General features: G+C 61.3%; 19 protein-coding genes. 15 read left to right on the top strand and 4 right to left on the bottom strand.

The genetic code is table 11. From position 1 onward, the window contains the following. Window positions 1-249: 249 nt before the first annotated feature. Window positions 250-738 carry a hypothetical protein gene (locus tag QP884_RS10965; protein ID WP_239278109.1) on the top strand — a complete coding sequence of 163 codons (489 nt, stop codon included), beginning with the start codon at window positions 250-252 and terminating at the stop codon, window positions 736-738. 109 nt (window positions 739-847) lie between these two features. Here the strand turns inward: QP884_RS10965 and QP884_RS10960 are convergent, their stop codons facing one another. Next, the gene (locus QP884_RS10960) at window positions 848-2350 is read right to left on the bottom strand and encodes an FAD-binding oxidoreductase (protein ID WP_284822029.1); all 1503 of its coding nucleotides are present in this window, start codon (window positions 2348-2350) and stop codon (window positions 848-850) included. A gap of 11 nt (window positions 2351-2361) precedes the next feature. After that, a complete protein-coding gene (locus QP884_RS10955; RefSeq protein WP_284822028.1) occupies window positions 2362-3669 on the bottom strand; it encodes a class I SAM-dependent methyltransferase in 1308 nt (435 codons plus the stop codon). 375 nt (window positions 3670-4044) lie between these two features. Between QP884_RS10955 and secY the strand changes: the two genes are divergently transcribed. From secY to eccB, 12 genes are all read left to right on the top strand, one after another. Then, entirely contained in the window at window positions 4045-5370 is a 1326-nt protein-coding gene (secY, locus tag QP884_RS10950) for a preprotein translocase subunit SecY (protein ID WP_284822027.1), read from the top strand. Further along, window positions 5370-5915: an adenylate kinase gene (locus QP884_RS10945; RefSeq protein WP_239278104.1), complete on the top strand. Its 546-nt coding sequence runs from the start codon at window positions 5370-5372 to the stop codon at window positions 5913-5915. Before secY ends, QP884_RS10945 begins: the two co-directional genes overlap by 1 nt. A gap of 2 nt (window positions 5916-5917) precedes the next feature. Continuing rightward, window positions 5918-6712 carry a type I methionyl aminopeptidase gene (gene map / locus QP884_RS10940; protein WP_284822026.1) on the top strand — a complete coding sequence of 265 codons (795 nt, stop codon included), beginning with the start codon at window positions 5918-5920 and terminating at the stop codon, window positions 6710-6712. A gap of 65 nt (window positions 6713-6777) precedes the next feature. Continuing rightward, window positions 6778-7629: a L,D-transpeptidase gene (locus QP884_RS10935; RefSeq protein WP_284822025.1), complete on the top strand. Its 852-nt coding sequence runs from the start codon at window positions 6778-6780 to the stop codon at window positions 7627-7629. A gap of 264 nt (window positions 7630-7893) precedes the next feature. Continuing rightward, a complete protein-coding gene (gene infA, locus QP884_RS10930; protein ID WP_004566852.1) occupies window positions 7894-8112 on the top strand; it encodes a translation initiation factor IF-1 in 219 nt (72 codons plus the stop codon). Window positions 8113-8295: 183 nt separating this feature from the next. Further along, entirely contained in the window at window positions 8296-8664 is a 369-nt protein-coding gene (gene rpsM, locus QP884_RS10925) for a 30S ribosomal protein S13 (protein ID WP_005322765.1), read from the top strand. A gap of 3 nt (window positions 8665-8667) precedes the next feature. Continuing rightward, window positions 8668-9072 (top strand): 30S ribosomal protein S11, encoded by a 405-nt coding sequence (gene rpsK, locus QP884_RS10920; protein ID WP_005322764.1) that lies wholly within the window; start codon window positions 8668-8670, stop codon window positions 9070-9072. 21 nt (window positions 9073-9093) lie between these two features. Next, entirely contained in the window at window positions 9094-9699 is a 606-nt protein-coding gene (rpsD, locus tag QP884_RS10915; RefSeq protein WP_005322762.1) for a 30S ribosomal protein S4, read from the top strand. A 114-nt stretch (window positions 9700-9813) separates the two neighbouring features. Continuing rightward, entirely contained in the window at window positions 9814-10824 is a 1011-nt protein-coding gene (locus QP884_RS10910) for a DNA-directed RNA polymerase subunit alpha (protein ID WP_005322760.1), read from the top strand. A gap of 72 nt (window positions 10825-10896) precedes the next feature. Next, window positions 10897-11394: a 50S ribosomal protein L17 gene (gene rplQ / locus QP884_RS10905; RefSeq protein ID WP_049360576.1), complete on the top strand. Its 498-nt coding sequence runs from the start codon at window positions 10897-10899 to the stop codon at window positions 11392-11394. 136 nt (window positions 11395-11530) lie between these two features. After that, the gene (truA, locus tag QP884_RS10900; RefSeq protein WP_434736467.1) at window positions 11531-12424 is read left to right on the top strand and encodes a tRNA pseudouridine(38-40) synthase TruA; all 894 of its coding nucleotides are present in this window, start codon (window positions 11531-11533) and stop codon (window positions 12422-12424) included. 74 nt (window positions 12425-12498) lie between these two features. After that, the gene (gene eccB, locus QP884_RS10895; RefSeq protein ID WP_284822023.1) at window positions 12499-13785 is read left to right on the top strand and encodes a type VII secretion protein EccB; all 1287 of its coding nucleotides are present in this window, start codon (window positions 12499-12501) and stop codon (window positions 13783-13785) included. On the opposite strand, the gene QP884_RS10890 is transcribed toward eccB, so the two are convergent. Further along, a complete protein-coding gene (locus QP884_RS10890; protein WP_284822022.1) occupies window positions 13775-14923 on the bottom strand; it encodes a S8 family serine peptidase in 1149 nt (382 codons plus the stop codon). The two genes, eccB and QP884_RS10890, sit on opposite strands and share 11 nt — an antisense overlap. Then, window positions 14923-16350: a type VII secretion integral membrane protein EccD gene (gene eccD / locus QP884_RS10885; RefSeq protein ID WP_284765998.1), complete on the bottom strand. Its 1428-nt coding sequence runs from the start codon at window positions 16348-16350 to the stop codon at window positions 14923-14925. The genes QP884_RS10890 and eccD overlap by 1 nt, the downstream gene beginning before the upstream one ends. 154 nt (window positions 16351-16504) lie before the next feature. Here eccD and eccCa point away from each other — a divergent pair, with 154 nt between their 5' ends. Beyond that, a complete protein-coding gene (gene eccCa, locus QP884_RS10880; RefSeq protein WP_284822021.1) occupies window positions 16505-20224 on the top strand; it encodes a type VII secretion protein EccCa in 3720 nt (1239 codons plus the stop codon). Then, complete coding sequence (locus tag QP884_RS10875) at window positions 20225-21349, top strand: type VII secretion-associated protein (protein ID WP_284822020.1); 1125 nt, start codon at window positions 20225-20227, stop codon at window positions 21347-21349. Window positions 21350-21466: the final 117 nt, after the last annotated feature.

Raw genomic sequence — 21466 nt, 5'->3', positions numbered from 1 at the left:
CCAGCCGAGAAAATGGCCGCACTGATAAACTCAACCGAAACATAAGAAGTGTTTCCACGACCACTAGAATCCGCCCGGACGCACCGGGGTTGGTGCGAATAGTTGGGCGGGGCGAATGCCAGCACTCGGCAGTGAACATTGTTGACAGCAAACCTTTATAAATAAATAAGGTTAGTGGTATAGCGATATATATTCACGAGTGTTACAGTCATCCTTAGTTGAAACTCATCTAACGTTAAGGAGACCCTTATGTCGTCTGTTTCTTCCCTGCTCGCAACCGCAGTCGCTGCCATCATGCCATTTGCCGGCTCTACCGGTCCGGTCGATGCCCAAGAACAGCTCTCCCAGCCGGATCCTGCTGAGAACGCCCAGACCGCACCGGTCGAGGCTGGTGAGCAGCCTGCGCAGGACCAGCAGCCGGGCGCCCACGCTGAGAAGGGCCGTATCACCGGTGACAAGGAAGACGTCATCAACGGTGACGCAGAGGGTGCCGAAGAGGTCGATCCAGGGTTCAACGGTGGCAACCTGCAGAGCGGTAAGCTGGCCGTGCAGCGCGAGCTGGCGCTTGCTACCCAGGAGGTCGGCCACGAGTTCATGAACATCGAGTTTAAGGATGACCACTCTGCTCACCTGACCTTCCCGGAGACCTACAACCCGGAGAAGGATGAGGCAGCTGTGCAGCGCGTTATGGGCGCCCTGAAGATCAACGGCTACGACAACATCACCGCTGCCTATTAAAGCGCGAATGTCCCGAGACTTAGGGACGAAAAAGGAGGGTGGAACGCTCGGGAAGGGCGTTCCACCCTTTTTGCTTTTCCCGCCAGAGTAGGCGCGGGGAAGGGAAGGCCTAGGCCTCGTCTACGGTCTTCTCGTACAGGCCGGGGAAGCGGTCATCCGGATCGGTCACCGCTTTAATGGAGGCAGGAAGACTGCCGCCGTAGAGCTCTTCGAACTTCTCCCGGGAATAGAAGGCCTCTGAGTAGAGGGATTTGTGCCCGCCCAGCTCGTTGACCTTGGCTTCGATAACGCGGTTGAATGCGCCATTATTCGGAGCGGAGGGATCCACATGATCCCCTTCCACGCCGGACCAAAAGCCAACGTTGACCCAGGTTTGTCCGGGGCGAAGCGGATACAGCGGCCATGGGTCAGCGGAGTCAGAGGCAAGGTCGCCAGTGCCAACAAGTTCGTTTACGCCATCTCGCAGTCGGATAGGGCACAGCCACACCGGTTGAATATCGGAGGCATTAAAGAACCAATGGAGGAATTCCGGCAGGTTTTCTGGGGTGACCTCAATATCCTGCACCACGCGCTCGGCGCGCGGCTTGCCGTGGGGCTTTTTGATGAAGTTATATTCCAGCTCGTATTTGCGGTCGAGTCGGACCAGCTTCCAATAGAAGGAGCTGCGGCGAAGCTCGCGCGGCCACACCTTGCGCACCTTCGGGTTCTGCGCACCAAAAGCACGCGAGCACCAGAACCAGTCGGTATCCCAGCGCCAGATGTAATCGCGGATGGTGAGGCGATCGCGGCGGATGCCAGAGGCGTGCTGGAGGCTGCGGTAGTAAATCTTGTCCCGCGTGTAATCGGAGGTCGGTCCCTCCTCGTCAGTGAAGCGGGCAAAGACAAGGTAGGCCTCGTCCTCGGAGAAGACCACTCCGTCGAGGCCGTGGACGGGTTCGCCGCGGTGGGTGTGGGAAGAGGCGACGTCGGCAAGCGCGCGGCTCGCCTCCTCCACGGTGTGGAAACGCTCTTCGCGCAGCTCTACATAGGCGGGCACGGGTTCCAGCTCAATCTTGAGGCGCACCGCGTAGCCCAGCGAGCCATAGGAGTTGGGGAAGAGGCGGAAGAGATCAACGTTGTCTTCGCGGGAGCAGGTGAGAATCTCGCCGGTGCCGGTGAGGACATCCATCTCCAGCACGGATTCGTGTGGGAGACCATTGCGGAAGCTGGTGGATTCCACGCCCATGCCAGTAACCGCACCGCCCAAAGTAATGGTCTTAAGCTGTGGCACGACGAAGGGCATGAGGCCATGGGGCAGGGTGGCATCCACGAGGTCCTCATAGGTGCACATACCCTGCACATCGGCCGTGCGGGCAACTGGGTCGACCTCAATGACGCCGCTCAGGCCGGATACATCGAGGCCCTCCTGCTCCTCGCTGCGACTGCGGAAGAGGTTGGAGGTCTTCTTGGCTAGGCGCACGCGCTTTCCGGCCGGGACGGCACGGAAGCTCGCCAGCAGCTTATCGACGCCCTCCTGGTGCGCCTGCCACCCCACCGGCTCAATGGGCATGGCATCCACCGGCCGCGGCTGGGCGGCGGCGAGCCGTTCGCGCAGGTTATCAATGAGAGTCATGGCACCCCTCCTTAAAAGCGGCTATCTTCCCACCAGCGGCGCTCGGGCACGCCGGCGCGGGAGCCGGCTTCGCCCAGCTTGACGCCGAGGAAGTGATACAGGTTGATGATATTGCGCTCAAAGCCCCACTCGGATCCGGCCATATAAATGCCATAGAGGCGAGCGGTGGGCAGTCCTACGGTTGCGCAGGCCTCGTCCCAATTCTCCTTCAGATTCTCGCACCAGTCATGCAGCGTGCGCATGTAGTCAAAGCGAAGGGACTCGGTGTGGATGACTTCGAAGCCATTGTCTTGCATCGCCTTGGTGACATTGCCGGAGCCGGTGAGCTCGCCGTCCGGGAAGATATAGCGGTCAATGAAGCCGCCCTTAGGGGTCTTGTGATTATCCGGGTAGGTGATGTTGTGGTTGAGCATCAGGCCACCGACCTTCAACTTGCCGTGCAGGAACTTGAAGAAGTCGTTGTAGTTCTTCACGCCAATGTGCTCGATAATGCCGATAGCGGAGATGGCATCGAAGCCCTCTTCGGTGATATCGCGGTAGTCCATGAAGCGGACTTCCGCCAAGTCTTGGAGGCCTTCCTCCTCAATCTTGCGCTGGCCCCACTCGGCCTGTTCCTTGGATAGGGTGACGCCGATGGACTTCACGCCGCGGCGCGCCGCGTAGCGCACCATGCCGCCCCAGCCGCAGCCCACATCCAAGTGGCGGTCGCCTTCCTTGAGGCGCAGCTTGTCAAAGATGAGGCGGTACTTATTCTCCTGCGCTTCCTCCAGGGTGGCATCCGGGGAAGGGTAGTAGGCGCAGGTGTAGGTCATCGAATCGCCCAAGAAGAGCTCGTAGAAATCATTGCCAACGTCATAATGATCAGAAATGACATCGGCATCGCGCTGCTTCGAGTGCTTGGAAAGGCCGTCGTGTAGCTTGCGGCGCAACCAGGAAGCGCGCTCCACCTCAGGAACCGGCTGGATCTGAAAGGCGCCCATGGACGCTAGGGAACGAACAACGCGGGCCAGGGTCTTGGCATCCGGCTTCCGGAATTTGTCATACATGGCATGCAGCGCGTCAAAAATGCCATAGGGGTGAGCCGGGTGATCGCCATGCACCGTGATACCGTCCGTGACATATGCACGTGCAAATCCCACGTCGCCAGGGTGGGTAGCGATAAAGGAGAGGCCTTCGAGGCTATTAATAGTCACCTTGTACTGGGCGTCTTCCGGTCCGGTCGCGGACCCGTCAAAGGCTTCCCAGCGGAAGGGGTTGGGGCTAGGGACAAATACGTCGATGATCTCAGCAACGGTCATCGGCGTGAATTTCTTGCTCATAAGTACTTCTTTCGAAACATTAGGTTCACACCAATAACGGCCTCGGAGCGCGAAGGGCTGTGAGGTCGGAGAAATTTCAGGAGAATTGCGTGTGCGCAATACCCCCTCATGGTAAACCCCGGATACAAAACGCGCGAAAGGACAAGCAATCATGGTCACACTATTGGGTCTTAATGTGGCTATGCGGAGCAAGGCTGGTAGGGTAATGGGGTCATAAGTGTTCAACCGTCCCTGAAGGAAACCTGAATTTCCCCTAAGCTTTCCGGCTCAGGGGGTGCGGTTTCCTAGGGGCAGATGAGTTTCCACCTCCGTGTATGAACGCGAAACCCTCCCTAGATTTCGCGTTCGGCAGCGGTAGGCCAGGAGGATTTTGTAGTGTCCGCCATTGTCCAGGCTTTTAAGGATGCCGACCTACGTAAGAAGATCATCTTCACCATCGTGATGATCATCGCGTACCGCGTCGGTGCACAGATCCCGTCCCCGGGTGTTGACTATGCGTCTATTGCTGGCCGTTTGCGCCAGTTGACCGAGCAGTCCGGAGACCTTTACTCCGTCATCAACCTCTTCTCGGGTGGTGCGCTGTTGCAGCTGTCGATCTTCGCCATCGGCATCATGCCGTACATTACGGCGTCGATTATTGTGCAGCTGCTGACCGTGGTCATTCCTCGCTTTGAGGAATTGAAGAAGGAGGGCCAATCCGGTCAGGCCAAGATGACCCAGTACACCCGCTACCTGACCCTCGCGTTGGCGTTGCTGCAATCCTCCGGCATCGTCGCGCTGGCAGACCGCGAGCAGCTGCTGGGCCAGGGCGTACAGGTCCTAGCGGCAGACCGTAACTTCTTCACCCTCATTGTCTTGGTCATCACCATGACCTCCGGCGCAGTGCTGGTGATGTGGATGGGTGAGCTCATCACCGAAAAGGGCATCGGTAACGGCATGTCCCTGCTCATCTTCGCTGGTATCGCAACCCGCCTGCCAACCGATGGTGTAAGCATCCTGCAGAACAATGGCGGCCTCGTCTTCGCCATGGTCGTAGCCGGATTGGTCATCCTGGTTGTTGGCATTACCTTCATCGAGCAGGGCCAGCGCCGCATTCCGGTGCAGTACGCAAAGCGCATGGTCGGCCGCCGCCAGTACGGTGGTTCCTCTACCTACTTGCCGCTGAAGGTCAACCAGGCCGGTGTTATCCCGGTCATCTTCGCTTCTTCCCTTATCTACATGCCGGTTCTCATTACCCAGATTGTGAACTCTGGCTCCGCCGGCACCCCGGATAACTGGTGGCAGCGCAATGTCATCGCGCACCTGCAGGCACCTTCCTCCTGGCAGTACATCGTGCTGTACTTCGTCCTGACCATCTTTTTCGCCTACTTCTATGTCTCGGTTCAGTACGATCCGGCAGAGCAGGCGGATAATATGAAGAAGTACGGCGGCTTTATTCCGGGTATTCGCCCGGGCCGTCCGACTGCGGAGTACCTTGGTTATGTGATGAACCGTCTGCTGTGCGTGGGCGCCCTGTACCTGGCAGTTATTGCCATCCTGCCGAATATCCTCTTGGACCTCGGCGTAGGCAGCTCCTCCGCCAGCGGCACCTCCGCCTTTGGTGGTACGGCCATCCTGATTATGGTCTCCGTCGCCTTGACCACGGTCAAGCAGATCGAGTCCCAGCTACTGCAATCCAACTACGAAGGACTACTTAAGTAATGCGTCTTGTACTTCTAGGACCTCCCGGTGCCGGCAAGGGCACCCAGGCAGCTATCCTCAGCGAGAAGCTGAACGTTCCGCACATCTCCACCGGCGACCTGTTCCGCGCCAACATTGGCGAAGGCACTCCGCTGGGTGTAGAGGCAAAGTCCTACATCGATGCAGGCAAGCTGGTACCTACCGACGTCACCGCCCGTATGGTCGAGGACCGCCTTAATCAGGATGACGCCAAGAATGGCTTCCTGCTGGACGGCTTCCCACGTACCACCGAGCAGGCAGATATCCTGGAGGAGCTGCTGGCTAAGAAGGGCGAGAAGCTCGACGGAGTTCTCAACTTCGAGGTCTCTGAGGATGTTGTTGTTGAGCGCATGATGGCCCGTGGCCGCGCCGACGATAATGAGGAGACTATCCGCACCCGCCTCGGTGTCTACCGCGAGGAAACCTTCCCGCTTATCGAGCACTACGGCGATGCCATCATCTCCATCAAGGCCGAAGGCGCCGTGGAGGAAATCAACGCCCGTGCGATGGAAGCACTGGGTAAGTAAGCATGGCTTTTCGACGCCGCAGTAAGCGCATCCCCGCCCGCACCCCGGGCGAGCTAGACGCCATGCAGGCCGCCGGCGAGATTGTTGGCAAGGCACTGCAGGAAGTCCGCGCTGCTGCGGCGTCTGGCGTATCTACCCTCGAGTTGGACGCGGTGGCTGAGCAGACCATTCGCGATGCCGGCGCCTATCCCACCTTCAAGGGATACGAAGGATTTCCGGGCTCCATCTGTGCTTCCGTTAATGACGTCATCGTGCACGGCATTCCGGATAAGGAAACCGTCCTCGCAGAAGGCGACTTGGTGTCCATCGATTGCGGTGCCACGCTTGATGGCTGGGTGGGCGATAGTGCCTGGTCCTTCGCAGTGGGCGAGCTCGATGCAGACGTCGCAGCCCTCAATAGGGCCACCGAGTATGTCCTCATGGAGGGCATGCAGGCTATGGTTCCGGGCAATCTGCTTACCGACGTCTCCCATGCCCTAGAGCAAGCCACCCGCCGGGCCGAGCAGAAGTTCGGCGTGGATCTTTTCATCGTGGATGGCTATGGCGGTCACGGCATCGGGCGCACCATGCACGAGGATCCTTACCTGGCCAATGAGGGACGCCCAGGCCGTGGCCCGCTGATCCAAGAAGGTTCCGTCCTAGCTATTGAACCCATGCTAACTTTGGGCACAGAGGATTCCGCCGTGCTAGAGGATGACTGGACGGTCGTTACCCTCGATGGCTCCTTTGCCGCTCACTGGGAGCATACGGTGGCCGCGACCGCCGATGGTCCCCGTATTCTTACCCGCCGCTACTGACATTTATTCCCCGATATTGCCTGTTGCACTAGGCATTTGCCCCTGAAAGGTTTATACTCACAGCCATGTCTAAATTTAGCTTCCGCAAGATCCGTGCCACGGTTGCAGCGCCCGCAGTCGCTGGCGTGATGGCCTTGAGCACCACCGTTGCGGCTCCTGCCGCTACCGCCCAGGAGATCCCGAACCTGGATCAGCTCAGCTCCAAGGCAAACTCCGACCTCGCTCAGCTCTCTTCCCAGTCCGGCCTGGACCAGCTCACCGCTGAGGCAAAGAAGCAGCTGGATAACTTCCATGGCCAGAGCCGCGAGCAGGCCTGGAATACCCGCAACCAGATCCTGGACCAGGCAGAGAAGTTCTCCCCGGAACTGGCACCTAGCGTCCAGACCGCTGTGGACGGCGCCGTAGAATTCCTCTTCCCAGGCTTGATTGCACAGAAGAATGAGGAAGCACGCAAGGCCCGCGAGGCCGCCGCTCGCGCCAACGCTGAGCGCGTCGCTGCTGAGAAGGCTCGTTCTGAGGCTGCCGCACGCAAGGCGGAAGCACAGCGCCGCGCCAACCAGTTCGACCGTGGCCCGTGCCCGGCCGATGCCAAGGTATGCGTTGATCTCGACGGTCGCCGCACCTGGTTGCAGGACGGCGGCAAGGTGTCCTACGTGTCCCCGGCCATGTCTGCTGGCATGCGTGGACAGGAGACCCCGCGCGGCACGTTCTACGTTGGCCGCAAGGTAGAGCATGACATCTCCCGCGAGTTCAATAACGCGCCGATGCCATACTCCATCTACTTCACCAATAACGGTCACGCCTTCCACCTGGATGACCCGGCCGTTGATTCCAATGGTTGCGTTCACCTGCCGCCAGACGCTGCAAAGCGCTACTGGGATAATGTACAGGTTGGCGATAAGGTCTTTATCTACTAAGGCCCGCGCTTAAGCGAAAGCCTCATCCCCCGAACTATTCTTCCGAAGAGGAGAATCGGTTCGGGGGATTTTGCTGGCTTAGGGGGAGGGGCGGGCGAGCTAACGGGGCGTCGGAAAGTGCAGCGGTTTGGAAAACGTGTCGCTGCAGCGTATGCTGTTAAGTCGGTGTATAGCGTCAGCGAGGCTGGCGCGGATACGCCACCGCAGTAGACAACAAACATGCAGGTGACGGCACACTTGGCCGTCGCCAGAAAAGTAGAGGTTATGGCTAAGGAAGGCGCAATCGAGGTAGAAGGCCGAATTATCGAGCCTTTGCCCAACGCAATGTTCCGTGTCGAGCTCGACAATGGACACAAGGTTCTTGCACACATTTCTGGCAAGATGCGTCAGCACTACATTCGCATCCTCCCAGAGGATCGCGTGGTGGTAGAGCTGTCTCCTTATGACCTGACCCGCGGACGCATCGTCTACCGCTACAAGTAAAGACAGTAAGCCTCCTCACCCAAGGGTGAACCCACAGGTTCACTCTGTCCACCTCAGGCTACGGTGGCCTGAGCCCGCACTGGTAAGCAACCCAAGGATTCCCGGCACGGTCCGGGCGAAGCGTTGCATGGAGCGGGACGGATGGGGAGAAAACCGCCGTAACAACCCGAAAGGACACGCCATATGGCACGTCTAGCTGGTGTTGACCTCCCCCGCAATAAGCGCATGGAGGTCGCTCTCACCTACATCTACGGCATCGGTCCAACCCGTGCCAAGGAACTGCTAGAAAAGACTGGCATTTCTCCTGACCTGCGCACTGACAACCTGGATGATGACCAGCTGTCGGCGCTCCGTGACGCAATTGAGGCTACCTGGAAGGTTGAGGGTGACCTCCGCCGTCAGGTTCAGGCTGATATCCGCCGCAAGATTGAAATCGGAAGCTACAAGGGTCTGCGCCACCGCCGTGGCCTGCCTGTACGTGGCCAGCGCACCAAGACCAATGCGCGCACTCGTAAGGGTCCGAAGAAGACGATCGCAGGAAAGAAGAAGTAGTTCATGCCTCCAAAGACTCGTTCCGGCGCGCGCCGTTCCGGCCGTCGCGTCGTAAAGAAGAATGTGGCCCTCGGCCACGCATACATCAAGTCCACCTTCAATAACACCATCGTCTCGATCACCGATCAGACCGGTGCTGTTATCTCTTGGGCATCCTCCGGCCACGTTGGCTTCAAGGGTTCCCGTAAGTCCACTCCGTTCGCCGCTCAGATGGCAGCCGAGAATGCTGCACGCAAGGCAATGGATCATGGCATGAAGAAGGTTGACGTATTCGTCAAAGGTCCGGGCTCCGGCCGCGAGACCGCCATCCGCTCCCTGCAGGCTGCAGGCCTCGAGGTTTCCTCGATCACGGATGCAACCCCACAGCCGCACAACGGCTGCCGTCCGACCAAGCGTCGCAAGGTTTAAGGGAAAGGAAGAGGTAAGAAAATGGCTCGTTACACTGGCCCCGCTACCCGCGTATCCCGCCGTCTTCGCGTCGACTTGGTCGGCGGCGATATGGCATTCGAGCGCCGCCCGTACCCACCGGGACAGGCTGGCCGCAACCGCATCAAGGAATCTGAGTACCTGCTGCAGCTCCAGGAGAAGCAGAAGGCAAAGTACACCTACGGTGTGCTGGAGCGTCAGTTCCGTCGTTACTACGCAGAGGCAAACCGCCTCCCGGGCAAGACCGGCGATAACCTGGTTATCCTGCTCGAGTCCCGCCTGGACAACGTAGTTTACCGTGCAGGTCTGGCACGCACCCGCCGCCAGGCTCGCCAGCTTGTCTCCCACGGTCACTTCACCGTGAACGGCAAGAACATCAACGTTCCTTCCTACAAGGTCACCCAGTACGACATCATCGATGTCCGTGACCGCTCCAAGAAGATGGAATGGTTCGAAGATGCTCAGGACGCCCTCATCGATGCCAACGTACCGGCATGGCTGCAGGTTGTTCCTGATACCCTGCGCATCCTCGTGCACCAGCTGCCCGAGCGCGCTCAGATCGACATTCCGCTGCAGGAGCAGCTCATCGTCGAGCTTTACTCGAAGTAAACTGTTATACCGCACGGCCTGTAATGGCCTGGCGGATAACCAGGAATCTTCAATCCCGAAGATTTTTACCCCTCTACCGGCGTCAAATAGCGGTCGCCGAAAAGGAGAATTTCAATGCTCATTTCCCAGCGTCCTCAGCTCACCGAGGAATTCATCGACTCGTCTCGTTCCAAGTTCGTCATCGAACCGCTCGAGCCGGGCTTTGGCTACACCCTCGGTAACTCGCTGCGTCGTACCCTGCTGTCCTCCATTCCGGGTGCAGCGGTAACCTCCATCAAGATCGATGGTGTTCTCCACGAGTTCACCACCATCAACGGTGTGAAGGAAGACGTTTCCGAGATCATCTTGAACATCAAGAGCATGGTGCTTTCTTCCGACTCCGATGAGCCGGTTGTTATGTACCTGAGCAAGGAAGGCCCGGGCGATGTCACCGCGGGCGATATTCAGCCGCCGGCTGGCGTGGAGATCCACAACCCGGATCTGCACATCGCTTCCCTGAATGACACCGCCAAGCTGGACATTGAGCTCGTCGTCGAGCGCGGCCGTGGCTATGTCCCAGCCGCTCCTACCTCCGGTGAGATCGGCCGCATCCCGGTCGACCAGATTTACTCCCCGGTCCTCAAGGTCTCCTACAAGGTCGAGGCAACTCGTGTTGAGCAGCGCACCGACTTTGACAAGCTGACCATCGACGTCGAAACCAAGAACTCGATTTCTGCACGCGATGCCCTGGCTTCCGCCGGCGGCACCCTGGTCGAGCTTTTCGGCCTGGCCCGCGAGCTGAACAACGCTGCCGAAGGCATCGAGATCGGACCCTCCCCGCAGGAGACCGAGTACATCGCTGCTTATGGCATGCCGATCGAGGACCTGAACTTCTCCGTCCGCTCTTATAACTGCCTGAAGCGTCAGGAGATCCACACCGTGGGCGAGCTCGCTGAATGCACCGAGTCCGACCTGCTGGATATCCGCAACTTCGGCCAGAAGTCGATCAATGAGGTAAAGATCAAGCTGGCTAACTTGGGCCTGGCTCTCAAGGACACCCCTGAGGACTTCGACCCGACCCAGCTCGAGGGCTACGACGCAGAAACCGGTGATTTCAAGGATCCGGCTGCTGAGGATTCCGAGTAAAGAACCCCGCTGACTTGCGGCAATGACCTAATTGCCGCGCGCTCAACTTTTACCGCATACGAGGAGTACACAATGCCAACCCCTAAGAAGGGTGCCCGTCTCGGCGGCTCCGCCAAGCAGCAGGCTCACATGCTGAGCAACTTGGCAGCCAGCCTGATCGAGCACGGCGCTATCAAGACCACCGATGCCAAGGCGAAGGTCCTTCGCCCGTACATCGAAAAGATCATCACCAAGGCTAAGTCCGGCACCGTTGCTGACCGCCGCGCAGTTCTGAAGCTCATCCCGCGCAAGGATGTCGTTTCTTATCTGTTCGACGAGGTTGCCCCGAAGTTTGAGAACCGTGAGGGTGGCTACACCCGCACCATCAAGCTGGACAACCGCGCCGGTGACAACGCCCCGATGTCCCAGATCTCCCTCGTTCTCGAGGAGACCGTGACCTCCGAGGCTAACCGCGCTACCCGCGCTGCTGCATCCAAGGCCGCTGAGGCCGAGGAAGCTAAGGCAGACGAGGCTGCTGAGACCGAGGCACCTGCCGAGGAGACCGCAGCTGAGGAGTCCGAGGAGAAGTAATTTCCCTTCGGCCCTAGCGCTTCGCCGCCGCCTTTCCCCATCTGTGGGAGGGCGGCGGCTTTTTCATGTCCGCATCCCAGCAAGGGGGCGTTGCACGGCCGACCCAGCGCCGGTGGGGAGAAGATGCTCCGGTAGCATGAAGCCCACTATGACAGATGCAGCATCGACTTCCCCCGAAGGGCCGGCGGACGGGTTCGTTCGCCTGCGCTTGGACTTGGCTTATGACGGCACGGACTTTCATGGCTGGGCCAAGCAGAAGGGCGGTCTGCGCACGGTGCAAGGCGTATTGGAAGAGAAGCTGGCGATGATTGCGCGCACGGAGGTGCCGCTCACGGTCGCTGGCCGCACAGATGCCGGCGTCCATGCCCGTGGCCAGGTGGCGCACGTGGACGTTCCCACTGAGATGCTGGCGCAGCGCTCGGTGGCGGGGGAGCCGGGGAAGCTGGTGCGTCGGCTAGCAAAGCTTCTGCCAGAAGACGTTCGGGTACACGGGTGCGAGTTCGCACCCGCGGGCTTTGATGCGCGGTTCTCGGCGCTGCGGCGCCACTACGTCTATCGGATTACCACCAATCCGCGCGGCGCGCTGCCGACGCGTGCGCGGGATACGGCCGAATGGATTAAGCCGGTGGATATCGATGCCATGCAGGACGCCGCCACCGCCCTGGTGGGCCTGCACGATTTTGCGGCCTTTTGTAAGGCCAAGCCGAACGCCACGACCATCCGTGAATTGCAGGAATTTTCTTGGCGCGACGTTTCTTCGCCCGAAGAGCCGGAGCTTTTTGAGGCCCGCGTGAGTGCCGATGCGTTCTGCTGGTCGATGGTGCGCTCGCTGGTGGGCTGTTGCCTGCGCGTGGGGGAGGGGCGCCGCGATGCCGACTTCGCCGCGGCACTGCTGCAGGAGACGAAGCGCTCTTCCAGCATCCCCGTGGCCCCGGCAAAGGGGCTCTCGCTCGTCGCCGTTGATTACCCGGCCGCGGATCTACTGGCGGCGCGCGCCGAGGTCACCCGCGAAAGGCGCAGCGCCGACTAACGCCAAAGTGGCAGCCAGTGCTTACCTGGGATAGCCTGTGTGCTGGGTGTACACAGACTTTTCGGGGGAAAATCATGGCACGTCCGCTGCCTACTACCAAGGCCCAGGTATCGGGCCATAAATTCTTACGTCGCCGCGTCGAGCATGGGCTCGTATTAGGCGATATCCGCATGATTCACGATCCATTGGCTAGGCGCCGCAAAGCGCTCCTTTTCGGCGGGGTCGGCGTCGCCTTCCTTGCGGTGGGGTCCGGTATGTTGGCATGGCTGCAGCCGAGCCCGCAGCCGGGTGATGCGCCGATTGTGCGCTCGGAGCAGGGCCAGCTCTTTGTGGATGTCAACGACACCTACCACCCGGTATTCAACCTGGCGTCGGCGCGCATTATCGCCGGGCAGGCGGCCGAGGCGCAGACCATTGGGGATGAGCACCTGCAAGAAGCTTTATTGGGCTCACCGGTGGGTATCTCGGATGCTCCTGGTTACCTCGCGGCAGCAGGCGAGACTCCCCAGCAGCGTTGGGCAGCGTGTTTAGCCGGCAAGGATGAGGCGCCGACTACAGAAAACCCAACCAGCATTGGCGGCCACCAAGTAGCGTCGCAGGAGATTATTGTCCTTGCTGAGCCCGAGCAGAAAAGCCTCGGTGAGGAGCGCGCCGCACTGGTGGAATCCGAGGGCACGCAGTGGCTTATCACAGAGGAAGGCCGCGTGGCGTTGCCAGATTCCTCCAGCACCGAAGGGCGCGTCGTGCGCCGGGCGCTGGGCGTGGACGATGACACCCACACCTGGCCCGTGCCGCCTGAGCTGCTCAATGCCTTTGCGGAGCTGCCACCGCTGAACTTTCCGGCCGATCCGCCCGAGGTTGTTGATACTGGGCAGAGCCTGTGGGCGCGTACGGCCGAGGGCGTAGCGGAGCTCACCCCCACCCAGGCGGAGATACTCACAGGCGTGGGTGCCAAGGAGACGACAGCCACGCCGCAGGAGGTTGCCGCGCTTGCCGACGCCCCCTTAAACCTCAACCTTCCCTCCACGTCCTTCCGCTTCTTAAGCCCGGACGATGGCTGGATGTGCGCTGCTAACGAGGGCGGCGGGGTAGTGGTACCTGCCCAAGCAGGCACCATCGCCTTGGCAGGTGAGTCGGTGGCCCATCGCTTTGGTGGGCTCGACGCCGGAGGCGTAGGCGTAGACAGCGGCCATGGCTTTCACGTGGTCTCACCCACGGGGCAGCGGCACGAGGTCAAGGACAAAGAGACTTTGGAAGCCCTTGGCACCGGCGTGGGCGCGCAGGTGCCGTGGGAGATCCTGCGCTTGTTGCCGGAAGGCTCGGCGCTGAGCCGTGAGCAGGCGCTGCAGGTTAGCTCTTAGGCCGTAGCCCGCGCCACGCCGCCCAGGTAGCAAGCGCCAGCGTTAATCCACCTAGCGCCCAGGCACTGCGGGTCGGCGCGCGCGAGTGGTCGTTGTCGGTGGGGCGGATGGTCATAGCTCGGGTATCGACGTCCGCGCCTGCTTCCACGTGGGTGAGCACGGTGAGCGGGTCGATGAAGCCGTGGCCTGGTTCCGCGGCGTCCTCCAAGCGTTTGCGGAGGGCGGCCGGGTTATCATCGGGAAAGCGCTGCGCCAAGAGGGCAGCGGTGCCGCTGACCACCGGCGCGGCAAAGGAGGTGCCATGGAACTGCGCCGTTCCGTCCGTGCCTTCCTTACCATCGGCCCATCCACCCGCGGGGTTGAGCGCAAGCGGAATGAAACCTTGCGCAGCAAGCTGGGGTCCGTTGGCCGAATTCAGCGAGTAGTCAGCGAGTTCGTGCGAATCCGCTTGGGCGCTTACTGAGAGCACCGTGGGCGAATCCGCCGGAAAGACGCGGTCACCCATCTCACAGCTGCCAGAGGACGCATTGCCGGAGGCCGCGATCACCACAGCGCCGGAGTCTTCCGCATGTGCCAAAGCACGGTCCAATCGGGAAGTATCGACCTGCGCGGCCACATCCGGCGGGACACAGGAGACAACGGAGATGTTGATGACGCGGGCACCGGCAGCGGCGGCGTCATCAATGGCGCGGGCCAAGGTGTCCAGCGAGCCGGTGGTACTGTCTTCCGCTTCCTGGCGGTAGTGCGCGCTGGTCTGGCGCACAGCGTAAATCTCTGCTCGCGGGGCGATACCGATATCGTGTCCGGCAATGACACCGGCCACGACGGTACCGTGCAGGTCGCAATCGCGATGCGGCTCTGGGGCCTCTGGCGCGACAAGGTCCGCGCCACTGCTGAGATGTCGCAGTTGATCGTGACGGGCCACGCCAGTATCGATAACGGCTACTTTGATGCCTTCCCCGGTAGCAAAGGAATGTAGACGGGCCCGGTAGTCTAGCTGCTCCTCGCTTGGTTGGGGCGAAAGCGGTGAGGAATGCGCGGCGGCGCATTCGCGGTCCGGTTCGCGCGCGGCCGCGTAGGGAGCAGCAGTCAGTCCCGCAGCGAATGCAACTACTAAAGCGGTAGGTAGCACGCGCATTATCCAAGCCCCCTAATGAGCACGAAGACACCGGCTAGGTGCGCGGCCAGTGGCAAACTAGCGGCAATGGCCAGGGATTCTATGCGCTCAAACCACGCGATGGTGGTGGGCTCGAGCCCAGCCACCTTGGGTGCCCACACCGGGGCGCTCAGCATGGCGAGGAGAACCAGGCAGGCAACAAGGATGGGTGCCCAGGCATCGGCAAGGCCGGAATTCGCCACCGCGTGGGTAGCGCATAAGCACGTAGCGAGACAGGCGGTCATCGCCAGCAGCATCAGGGCCCAGCTAGCCAACGCACGACCGTGCCGGGCAGCATGCATGACGACGGCACCCGCGGTGGTCACGCAGAGTGCTTGGACGAAACCCACGCCGGTGTGCTCAGCGCCAAAGAGCACCGCAACGTACTCGGCGAGAGCATCAGGCGCGCCGCTCGTCGGTGCCAAGGCCGGACCACTGCCCGTCAGCGAGAGGGCGATCAGGGCCGGAATGAGACAGAGCGACAGTCCGCAGCACATTCCCTCATAGGCGCTGCCGGCGCGCCGGGCACGGATATCGACATCCGGCTGGACGGCATCCGAAACCGCGAGGTCTTGTCCGGCCGTGGGCAGCTGCGGGACTTTGAGCCCAGCGGTGGCAACGGTCAGCGCAGGAGCTGCGGCCAGCAGGATAATGCCGGCGATTACCACGCAGGCGGCTGCCGCCGTACCGTGGCTGCCTTGGAGACCCGTCCCTGGTCCGGGCAGCAGGTAGCCCAAAGCCGCGACCAACAACAGTACCGAGACGGTGAGTGCCACGGCGGTAGTGCGAACCGTGCTCAACCCGGTGACGTGGCAGGCAAGCAGTACGATGAGGAGGGCGACGCAGGCGGTGAGTGCGGCAAAGGGGGCTTCGCCAAGCGAGGGCGAAATCACCTCCCAGCCACACGCCATGCCGGCTACCAGGCTAAGGTGCACCAGTGATAGGGCACGGGTCCACAAGGCGAGCAACAGGGCTCCAGCGCTCAACGCCGCCCACGCCGCTAGGGGAAGGGTGCTAACCCACACTAGGGCGAAGGCGGCAAGCAGCCCTGCCCATGCCCAGATGGTGGGAAGGGCGGCGGTAGTATCCTCCTCAGCCGCGGCGGCAAGCGATTCCGCCGCATCCCGAATCACCGGTGCAGGCCGGCGCTCGCGCGGACTAATAACAAGAATTGAGCCTTCCGTGAGCGCAGTGGCAGCCAGAGGGGCGGTGAGATCGATGGCGCGGCCGGAGGCTGTACTGGCGCGCCAGGGTTCAGAAATGGTGGGCGCATCCACCAAGTCAGTGATCTCCGCCAAAAGCTCTCCCACGCTGGAGCTTAGCGGTAGCGCCACGTCCGCCTCCTTGTGGAAGGCGCCGGCATGAATGCGAACGGTAAGGCGCAGATGATGCGCCGTTGCAGTAGTCATGATGTCCCCCGAAAAATGTATGGATTGTGGGCGTCCCCCTTGCCCAATGTCACATATTGTGGCTTACTAGTGGCGACGTGTCCACCGCAGCGCGGGGAATCTTGGCAGGGGGCCAAGGGCGCTTGGCGCGTGGCTCGGGGGAGGTTATTTAGGCATGCTTGGGATCGGGGATACCCGCGTCATTGAGCCGTTGACCATGCCATTGCGGGATGCTGCGCCGCCACTGCCCACCGGCAGCATCGAGGCGGAGGAAGTCCCGGAGGCGGTGCGCCCGCAACCGGTGCCGCTGGTGCGGCTGTTGCTTCCGGTGGTGATGATTGCGGCGATGCTCGGAATGGTCGCCCTCATGGTGTTAGGCGCTGGGGAATCCCGGCAGATTAGCCCGATGGCCTTGATGTTTCCATTGATGATGCTGGCGAGCATGGCCATGATGTTCGGGCCCAATAACAGCGGGCAGGATCCGGATGAAACCCGGCGCACCTACCTGCGCCACATCAAAGCCTTGCGGGAAAAGGCGCTGCGCAATGCCTCGGCGCAGCGTGCACATGAAAGCTATCGCCACCCGGCACCGGTGGAACTTAGCACTCTAGTCGGCTCGCGCCGCATGTGGGAGCGTGGCCCGGATGACTCGGACGCCCTCGAGGTACGCGTGGGAACTGGACCAACGACGTTGTGCACCCCCATCAACGTGCCGGATTCCGGCGCCACTGAAGACCTGGACCCGGTGTGTGCGGTAAGCATGCGCCAGACAATTAAGGCGGTGGGCACTGTGCCCGATATGCCGGTGGTTATCCAACTGCAGGCCTTTCGCTTCTTGTCCGTGTCCGGTATGGCGTCGACTCGGGGCGAAGAGCCCGCAGATCCCTCCCGCGATTTGGTGCGCGCAATGGTGATGCAGATAGCGTTGGCGCATGGCCCGGAAACCTGCGGTATCGAGGCCATCGGCGGCCAGTGGGAGTGGCTGAAGTGGCTGCCCCATGCGCGCACACCGGAAAAGGCCCGCTTTCGCATCCTCATCGTCGATGGCGTGCTGACCACGGGAACCGAAGACTTCTTCCACGATGATTCCTATACCACCATCATTGAGGTTGGTGGGGCGCCGTCTTCGGCGCTGGGGGTACGCGCCGAGCACGAAGGACTAAGCCTCGTGGCAGGGGAGCAGCTGCAGGTGGTCACCGCGGCAGGGGTGGAAGACCTGGGGTCTCCCGATGGAATGAGTGCGGCCGGCGCGACATTGCTTGCGCGCAGTATGGCCTCCTACCGCCGCCCCGATAGCACTTCTGGCCGGCGCGGCAGTGACTTTATGGGCCTTCTGGGCTATCGCGATGTGGAAGAGCTAGCGGCCAGTGGCATGTGGCATGGCCGGGAAGGCTCGGCGCGTCTCATGGTGCCCATCGGCATCGATACGGTGGGCCAGCCCGTCACGGTAGATCTCAAGGAATCTGCTCACGGCGGTATGGGCCCGCACGGCCTGTGCATCGGTGCGACCGGTAGCGGCAAGTCGGAGCTGCTGCGCACCCTTGTCACTGCGCTGGCGGCTACCCATAGTCCGGACGAGCTTAACCTCGTGTTGGTGGATTTCAAGGGCGGCGCGACATTCTTAGGATGCGACCGTCTGCCGCATACCTCTGCAGTGATTACCAACCTGGAAGAGGAATCTACGCTGGTAGAGCGCATGTATGATGCCATCTCCGGCGAGATGAACCGACGCCAAGAGCTGCTGCGTACGGCCGGAAACTTTGCCAATGTCGGCGAGTACAACGCTTCTGCCACCGCCGTGAGTGAGCACGGGCCGCTTCCGGCCTTGGTCATTGTGGTCGATGAGTTCTCGGAGCTTTTGGGCCAGCACCCGGATTTCGCGGAACTCTTCGTCGCCGTCGGCCGCTTGGGGCGCAGTCTCCACGTGCACCTGCTTTTGGCCTCCCAAAGGCTCGAAGAAGGCCGCTTGCGGGGGCTAGATTCCCACTTGTCCTACCGAATCGGCCTGAAAACCTTCTCCTCAGCGGAATCCCGCCAGGTATTGGGCGTGACCGATGCCTACCACCTGCCTGGCCAGCCCGGCGCGGGCTACCTCAAATCCGATGCCGAGGCCTTGACCCGCTTCCAAGCTTCCTACGTGTCCGGGCCCCTGCCGCGCCGGGCGCTTGCCGACGCCTCCCTGGACCACCCCGCATCCTCCCGCGGCCGCGTGCAGCTCTTTCATGGCTGGTCCCAGGAAGAAGACAATGCTAGCGCCGCGGTAGTTCTTGATGACTCCACCACTGTGCTTAGCGAGGTCGTGCGCGCCGCGGCAGAAGAGGCCCACCTGCGCGATCAATCGGCGCACCGTATCTGGCTGCCGCCACTACCGCCGGTCATTGAGCTATCCGCGTTGCCAGGGCTTTCCGGTGCAGATGACGCGGGTGCAGTCTCGCCCGCAGTGGACCAAGGGTCGCTGCGCGCGCCCATCGGCATTATCGATAGGCCGTATTACCAACGCCAGGATGAGTTGATTATTGATTTCACCCAGCACGGCGGACACATGGCCCTGTGTGGTGGCCCGCAGTCCGGTAAATCGAGTGCGCTGCGCACGATCGTCTCTGCGCTAGCTCTACGGCATGACCCGCAGACGGCACGCTTCTACGTCATCGATCTTGGCGGCGGTCAGCTAGCGTCCCTGGAGCGCTTGCCCCACGTGGCCGGAGTTGCCGGGCGCGAGGAGGGCGAAAAGGTACGGCGCATCGTCGACGAAGTAGCTGGGTTTATCCGCCGCCCAGAACGGTGCGCAACCTTCCTTGTCATTGATGGCTGGCACCACATCGGTACCTCGAATGCGGAGTTTGAAGACATAGCGGAGAAGGTCACCGAGATCGTCGCCGATGGTGCCTCCGCCCACGTGCATGTCATCATTGCCACTTCGCGGTGGACCACGATGCGCCCGGCTATCCGCGACCTCATTGCCAATCGCCTCGAGCTGCGCCTGGGTGAGGCCTTGGATTCGCTCATCGACCGCAAACTGCAGCAAAAGCTCCCTAGCGCGCCGGGCCGCGGGCTCACCTTGACGGGTGAGGATATGCTCTTAGCTCGCACCTCCAACCAGGACATCGCCCACATCTGCCGCGTGCATGCTGCGGCTGATCCAGTTCCACAGCTCAAGATGCTGCCCGCCGTGCTTACCCCGGCCGCCCTCGCAGCTCAAGGGGATGTGCCCACCGGCGAGATTGCCTGGGGCATCGGCGGGCGCGACCTCGATACGCTGACGTGGAATCCATCGCGCGAGCCGCACCTAGTGGCCATAGGCGCGCAGGGCTGCGGCAAATCCACCTTCTTGGCGCAGATCATGTGCGGCATTAGCGCCTTTGCGCGGGAAGACGCCCGGCTCGTGGTCATCGACCAGCGCCGAGCCCACCTGGGAACCTTGGACCAGAACATGGTTGCTGCCTACGCCGCGACGCAGTCGAGTGCGCAAGAGACCATTGTCGATACAGTCCGGACCCTGGAATCTCGCCTGCCTGGCCCGGACATTACCCCAGCGCAGCTCGCCGCACGAGATTGGTGGCAGGGCCCAGACATTTACCTAGTCATCGATGATGCGGACCTGCTGAGCGATATTGCCGTCTCGCCGCTATTGGAGTTGCTTCCCCATGCCCGCGACATTGGCCTGCACCTTGTTATCGCTCGCAAATCCGGCGGCATCGGCCGCGCCCTATTCGGCCAATTCTTTTCCGCGGTTCGCGATCTGCAGCCGGCGCTGCTGCTTTTTGACGCCGACCGCGACGAAGGAACCATCTTCGGACTCAAGCCCTGCCACCAACCACCCGGCCGCGGTCAGTGGAGCATCCGCAGTGAAAACCTCGGCGTCGCCCAAGCGGTGTACCTAGAAGGAGAGAAGTAAATGACCACCAATCTCAGCGCGCATACGCCAACCGACACCCCGATCCCCACCGGTGGGGAGACCACCGCCGTCCCCATTACCGTCACCATCCTAGATGCGGCCACCATCTTTGAAGGCTCCGAAACGGTCTACCGCTATGACCTGCCGGGAACTGGCGTTGTGGAAGGCTGGGCCTTAGGCCAAGTCATGGATCAAATATCCAAGATGGCGGGACCGTCCTGGCCCGACGTGGAAGCCTGCGTGGTGGCAGACTCTTCCGGCACGGGAATTGCGCAGGAAGCTACCACCATCATTTGCCGGCAATTGGAAGTCACCGGGGTGCGCCTCATCGATCCAGAACCAACCATCTCTCCGCTAGTGGCCCCGGACCCACTCGGTCCGCCTCCTCACCCGGCTACTGAAGCCACGGATTCGGCGCCTCCCACTACGGTGATGGAGGCGCCTGCCTACGACGAGCCGGTAACGCCACGCTGGACCGACCGCCTGCGCGGTTGGCTCGGAGCTATCGATATCTTTCATGTGGCAATTGCCGTGGTCATCATCGCCGTGGCCGGAGCTTCTTGGTGGGCTATCGGTGCCCAAGCTTCAGGCGATGGCGATACCGCTTCGGATACCGCGCGCCCGCAACCCCGCGCTGCCGAGCCAAGCGGCGATGATGCGGCGGAGTCCGCGCCGGCCTCGCCGCAACCGGGAACGCCAGGCGCGTCAGATTCCGGCAGCGACGAATTGAACCCAGGTGAAAAGCGCTTAGACGTGGAAGGAATGTCAGTAGTAGTCCCCAGTGGGTTCCACACCAAGGTAGAAGATGGTCTGGTCACCGCCACCGGGAAAGACCCGAACCTACGCATCCTGCTGGCGGCGGATGAGATGTTTAACGTGCCGGCGGATGCCCTGTTCAAAGAAATTCACGCGCAGGTCGACGAAGATCCGACGCTTCGCGATGCCACCGATGAGGCAGGGCGCCTGACCTATACCGAAGACCCCGGGGACGGCTCCTTGGTGGAATGGACCACTTGGGAAGACCGAGGCCACCAGATGTCCGTGGGGTGCCATACCCGGCATAACTCCAACGCCGTTCAAAAGGCAGCCTGCCGCATGGCCACGGAAAGCCTGGTCAAAAAATAGTCTCAAAAACTTTGCCCCAGCCGGGAACCGTTTGGCGGAAAGTTCAGTCCAATAAGAGTGAGAAAGCACAGATGCGAAGCACAGCTGCTTTTTCGGGGGAAATACACACAATCTCAT

The organism is Corynebacterium tuberculostearicum (genome assembly GCF_030229345.1).
GTDB classification, from domain to species: domain Bacteria; phylum Actinomycetota; class Actinomycetes; order Mycobacteriales; family Mycobacteriaceae; genus Corynebacterium; species Corynebacterium tuberculostearicum_G.
Note: the sequence above shows the minus strand (reverse complement) of the source record. Positions and strands in the feature narration are given on the sequence as shown.

Coding starts and splice junctions, on each gene's coding strand:
- QP884_RS10955 (WP_284822028.1), bottom strand. CDS start 3,669: ATGAGCAAGAAATTCACGCCGATGACCGTTGCTGAGATCATCGACGTA.
- map (WP_284822026.1), top strand. CDS start 5,918: ATGGCTTTTCGACGCCGCAGTAAGCGCATCCCCGCCCGCACCCCGGGC.
- rplQ (WP_049360576.1), top strand. CDS start 10,897: ATGCCAACCCCTAAGAAGGGTGCCCGTCTCGGCGGCTCCGCCAAGCAG.
- eccCa (WP_284822021.1), top strand. CDS start 16,505: ATGCTTGGGATCGGGGATACCCGCGTCATTGAGCCGTTGACCATGCCA.
- QP884_RS10890 (WP_284822022.1), bottom strand. CDS start 14,923: ATGCGCGTGCTACCTACCGCTTTAGTAGTTGCATTCGCTGCGGGACTG.
- QP884_RS10965 (WP_239278109.1), top strand. CDS start 250: ATGTCGTCTGTTTCTTCCCTGCTCGCAACCGCAGTCGCTGCCATCATG.
- eccD (WP_284765998.1), bottom strand. CDS start 16,350: ATGACTACTGCAACGGCGCATCATCTGCGCCTTACCGTTCGCATTCAT.
- QP884_RS10960 (WP_284822029.1), bottom strand. CDS start 2,350: ATGACTCTCATTGATAACCTGCGCGAACGGCTCGCCGCCGCCCAGCCG.
- truA (WP_434736467.1), top strand. CDS start 11,531: ATGAAGCCCACTATGACAGATGCAGCATCGACTTCCCCCGAAGGGCCG.
- QP884_RS10935 (WP_284822025.1), top strand. CDS start 6,778: ATGTCTAAATTTAGCTTCCGCAAGATCCGTGCCACGGTTGCAGCGCCC.
- rpsK (WP_005322764.1), top strand. CDS start 8,668: ATGCCTCCAAAGACTCGTTCCGGCGCGCGCCGTTCCGGCCGTCGCGTC.
- eccB (WP_284822023.1), top strand. CDS start 12,499: ATGGCACGTCCGCTGCCTACTACCAAGGCCCAGGTATCGGGCCATAAA.
- QP884_RS10910 (WP_005322760.1), top strand. CDS start 9,814: ATGCTCATTTCCCAGCGTCCTCAGCTCACCGAGGAATTCATCGACTCG.
- QP884_RS10945 (WP_239278104.1), top strand. CDS start 5,370: ATGCGTCTTGTACTTCTAGGACCTCCCGGTGCCGGCAAGGGCACCCAG.
- QP884_RS10875 (WP_284822020.1), top strand. CDS start 20,225: ATGACCACCAATCTCAGCGCGCATACGCCAACCGACACCCCGATCCCC.
- infA (WP_004566852.1), top strand. CDS start 7,894: ATGGCTAAGGAAGGCGCAATCGAGGTAGAAGGCCGAATTATCGAGCCT.
- rpsD (WP_005322762.1), top strand. CDS start 9,094: ATGGCTCGTTACACTGGCCCCGCTACCCGCGTATCCCGCCGTCTTCGC.
- rpsM (WP_005322765.1), top strand. CDS start 8,296: ATGGCACGTCTAGCTGGTGTTGACCTCCCCCGCAATAAGCGCATGGAG.